The organism is Paenibacillus sp. OT2-17, from assembly GCF_009827695.1.
Taxonomy (GTDB): domain Bacteria; phylum Bacillota; class Bacilli; order Paenibacillales; family Paenibacillaceae; genus Paenibacillus; species Paenibacillus polymyxa_B.
Window position 1 is genome coordinate 1 of the sequence record NZ_WUDQ01000347.1, and the last position, 3,919, is coordinate 3,919.

A 3,919-nucleotide genomic window follows, 5' to 3' on the forward strand; every position below is an offset into this window, starting at 1 on the left:
ATCAACAGCCCGGGTGGCTCTACTTCCGCAGGATTTGCCATTTATGATACGATGCAGTACATCAAACCCGATGTGCACACGATATGTACGGGATTTGCTGCTTCGTTTGGCGCGATCCTTTTGCTGGCGGGCGCCAAAGGGAAACGTTCGGCGTTGCCGAACAGTGAAATCATGATCCATCAGCCGCACGGCGGCGCACAAGGTCAAGCTAGCGATATTGCGATCAGCGCAAAACGAATTTTATGGACTCGTGAAAAGGCAACCCGTATCACAGCTGAACGGACCGGGCAATCTTTTGAAAAAGTCGAAAAAGATATGGACCGGGATTTTTACATGTCCGCTCAGGAGGCACTGGAATATGGTGTTATTGATCAAGTGATAACTTCTTTGTAAAGTATGCTCAAAACCTAATGATCTGCAAGAAACTTCAAGAAATAATACGAGGTGATATCATGTTAGCAAACTTACAAGGCAAGGAAGTAACTATTCATTTTATAGATGGGACAAATGTATGCGACGGGATATTGGATCAGATTGACGACAAGTTCGTTAAATACCTTACGCAATATCAGACGCTTGTTATTCCTATTACATCCATTCGCACCGTATCCATTGACATTAAGGAACGGCAACGCTATAGAGTTGGATTCGCCCCATGAACCTATTCTAGCATGGGTGGCAATTACATTGTACGGAGGCCCGATATTATGGAAATTTCACAGGGAGTAGAAATGCTTCAGCTAGATTTTCATGGGAATATGATTCACCCTATTCTTTTGTGGGATCAAGAAATGGCTGTTTTAATAGACACAGGACTCCCTGGGCAAATGGAAGATTTACGCGTGGCTATGGAAAAGGTAGGCGTGTCGTTTGACCAACTAAAAGTTGTGATTTTGACGCATCAAGATGTGGATCATATAGGTTGTCTTCCTGAGATTTTGCAGGAGTGTGGCCATCATATTAAAGTCTATGCACACGAACTGGATAAGCCGTATATTCAGGGGGAGATCCCTCTTTTAAAAGATGGTCACCTTGTGAATCCCCCGAAGGGCAAAGTGGACGATACCTTAATAGATGGTCAGGAACTGCCGTTTTGCGGCAGGATTCGCGTCATCCATACGCCTGGGCATACCCCTGGGCATATCAGCCTTTATTTAAGGCAAAGTAAAACTCTTATTGCCGGGGATTCGATGTACAGTGTAAACGGGATTCTCGCGGGAATTCATGTCCCGACCACACCCGATATAAAAGCAGCTCATCTCTCATTGAAAAAGTATTTGGATCTCGACATTGCATCCGTAGTTTGTTATCACGGGGGATTAAGTAATGTACATGTGAATGATCAGATATTAGGACTTACCCAAGGATTATAAAATTAAAGTTCCAGCAAGTTACCTTTGGTGGAACGATGTTGTTAGCGTAGAAGAATTGAACCAGTGCTTCAATTCTTCTACTGTTTCCTCCCTTCGACCCCTTCTTTAAAGCTTATTCCTGCAACCCATCCGATGATATATCAGTCATAAAAACCTCACTTCACGCGTGCTAACTTGTATATAGATCAGACTTTAACTGAGAAAAAATATATTCTTGCATTTGATCTAAAAGAAGAATGATGTTAGCATCTTTGCCATTTTTCAAAACCCACTGAATAGACATCATTGAGTTAGCAGCATATAGTTCTGCTAAATACTCTAATGCGATCGAAGTTGAAGAATTCTGTTGCTTTAAATAATCTAAGCAAGTCCTAAACAAAATTTGTTCAAATTCCTTACGTAGATCTGCTGTTACTTCATGAACGGCTAACAATGTTGAAATTTCGAGCTTATTCTTAATCATATTATCGGTTACAAGTTCTATGGCGTTTGCCACCTTGCCATCTTCCGTGGAATCAAAACGCTGCTCAATTTCAACTTTAAAATCAGAAGCATACTGTTTAACTATTTTTTCTAGTAAGTCGTACTTATCCAAATAATGACTATAAAAGGTAGAACGTCCGATAAGAGATTGATCACAGATTTTTTTGATCGTAATATCTTTAAAATCATGTTGTTGGAGTAATTCTATTAAAGCTCGCTCAATAGCTATTTTTGTTTTATAAATTCTGATATCTTCATTCATTTAACCACTTGCTCCTTATGTGTAAGTTTTCGAACACTTTATATATACCGTGTAAGATATCCTACAGATTATGCGATACTAATTATTTTTTATGTAGTAACTATACTCTATAGTAAGCACATACCCAAATTGAAGGAGGACAATATATGTTTAAATCCTATGTCAATAACGAACAGTTCAATCTTCAAATCAATCGTTTTATCAATGATTATTATCAAGAAGATGATCGAGCACAAGCTGACTTGGAAGAAATGATTCCGAAATTAAAAGACACCCATAGCTGGTATGAAGCTTGGCTCAATTTTGCAAAGAAACGCGAAGACAGCAAGGACTATGACTTATCCTCAGTCTACTATCAAGCTGCAGAATTTTATCTTGCAACTACAGACCCCAATAAAGAAAAAATGTATCGAAAATATAGAGAAATGTTCTATAAAGGCTTTCATGATTTTGATTATGAATCCTACAAGATTCCCTATGAAGACTCGTATCTTCCTGCTGTAAAATTATTGACACCTGGAGCTACGAAGACATTACTTGTCTTTGGTGGGTATGATTCTTACATGGAAGAGATGCTTAAAATGATGAGATTTATGAAGGGAATTGATTACAATATTATTGTATTCGATGGCCCTGGCCAAGGAACTGCTTTAAAAAACGGCCTAAAATTCATTCATAACTGGGAAAAGCCCATATCAACGGTGATTGATTATTTCAAATTAGATCATGTTAGTCTCGTAGGTGCTTCTTGGGGAGGATATTTAGCTATGCGTGCGGCAGCCTTCGAAAAGAGAATCGATAAAGTAGTTGCTTTTAACATTTTCTATTGTGGTTTAGATGCCTTAAAAATGGGAATGTCAGAAGAGACTTACCAGAGCATAGTGCAGCTAGTCGATCGTAATGAAGTAGATCAAGTGAATTCATTATTGGAACAGATGATGACTCACAATATTGATTTGCATTGGAAGATTACCAAAGGGATGGAAAACACCGGTGTAGCAACGCCTTTTGATCTCATTAAAAATTTCGAAAAGCACACGATGCAAGGCATTGGAGCATTCATTAATCAAGATGTTCTTTTATTAGCTGGAGAAGATGATCAATACGTACCTATTAGCCGACTCGCACAAATCCAACAAGAATTAATCAATGCTGCGTCCATTACAACCAAAGTATTTACTAAAGAAACGGGCGGTGAGCAACATTGCCAAGCAGGTCACAGAGAGTTAGCATTTAATGAAATGAAGAAGTTCCTATAACAACTGTAAATATATATTTTTTTATGCGCAACATGCCCATCAAAATCGTAGTTCCATAGCTTCAATCGTTGTTATTCAATTGGCAAGTAAAAACCGACTCCAATTATGGAGTCGGTTTAGTCCATTCATTTCCCCCTGTTATCTCAATGGAGAAGTCCGTAATTTCCTCTGAACTTTTCAATTCATGCGGCCTAGCATGGTTAGATTTTCAAACCGAAGAACCTTGAAGGAGCGCAAGAAACGAACTTAGATCCACAGCTTCAAACCCTCTTGTTTGTCACTGCAAGTTTAAATAATCAAAATCAACAAAACCACCCGTTGATTTAGTAGCATAATTGAACAAAGCAAAACGGTATCCCATAAAGTGAGGGATTGTATATGACATCTGAAGTGTGTTGCCTATAGCCGTCCAATTTGTGCCGTCAAGACTGTAGTAGAAATATGCTTTATCCATCTGATTTGTAAAATCACATATAAGCTTAAGATATACTCTGTTCTGGGTGAAAGGGACACTGGCCACTTCAGTCATTGCTCCAGAGCTG

6 protein-coding genes are annotated in these 3,919 nt (G+C 38.9%); 4 read left to right on the forward strand and 2 right to left on the reverse strand.

The features are described 5' to 3' along the window. The 3 genes from GRP75_RS20895 to GRP75_RS20905 form a co-directional block, all read left to right on the forward strand. Positions 1 to 393: ATP-dependent Clp protease proteolytic subunit (locus GRP75_RS20895; RefSeq protein WP_160790259.1), on the forward strand; the 393-nt coding region annotated here is incomplete at its 5' end. A 59-nt stretch (positions 394 to 452) separates the two neighbouring features. Next, positions 453 to 659 carry a hypothetical protein gene (locus tag GRP75_RS20900; protein WP_028541345.1) on the forward strand — a complete coding sequence of 69 codons (207 nt, stop codon included), beginning with the start codon at positions 453 to 455 and terminating at the stop codon, positions 657 to 659. A gap of 48 nt (positions 660 to 707) precedes the next feature. Next, the gene (locus GRP75_RS20905) at positions 708 to 1,373 is read left to right on the forward strand and encodes an MBL fold metallo-hydrolase (protein ID WP_160790260.1); all 666 of its coding nucleotides are present in this window, start codon (positions 708 to 710) and stop codon (positions 1,371 to 1,373) included. 169 nt (positions 1,374 to 1,542) lie between these two features. Here the strand turns inward: GRP75_RS20905 and GRP75_RS20910 are convergent, their stop codons facing one another. Beyond that, positions 1,543 to 2,118, reverse strand: a complete 576-nt coding sequence (locus GRP75_RS20910; RefSeq protein ID WP_160790261.1) for a TetR/AcrR family transcriptional regulator — start codon at positions 2,116 to 2,118, stop codon at positions 1,543 to 1,545. A gap of 146 nt (positions 2,119 to 2,264) precedes the next feature. Here GRP75_RS20910 and GRP75_RS20915 point away from each other — a divergent pair, with 146 nt between their 5' ends. Beyond that, complete coding sequence (locus GRP75_RS20915; RefSeq protein ID WP_160790262.1) at positions 2,265 to 3,377, forward strand: alpha/beta fold hydrolase; 1,113 nt, start codon at positions 2,265 to 2,267, stop codon at positions 3,375 to 3,377. Positions 3,378 to 3,654: 277 nt separating this feature from the next. Here the strand turns inward: GRP75_RS20915 and GRP75_RS20920 are convergent. Beyond that, positions 3,655 to 3,919, reverse strand: a 265-nt coding sequence (locus tag GRP75_RS20920; protein ID WP_483311103.1) for a beta-xylosidase family glycoside hydrolase, incomplete at its 5' end; no start/stop codon positions are given.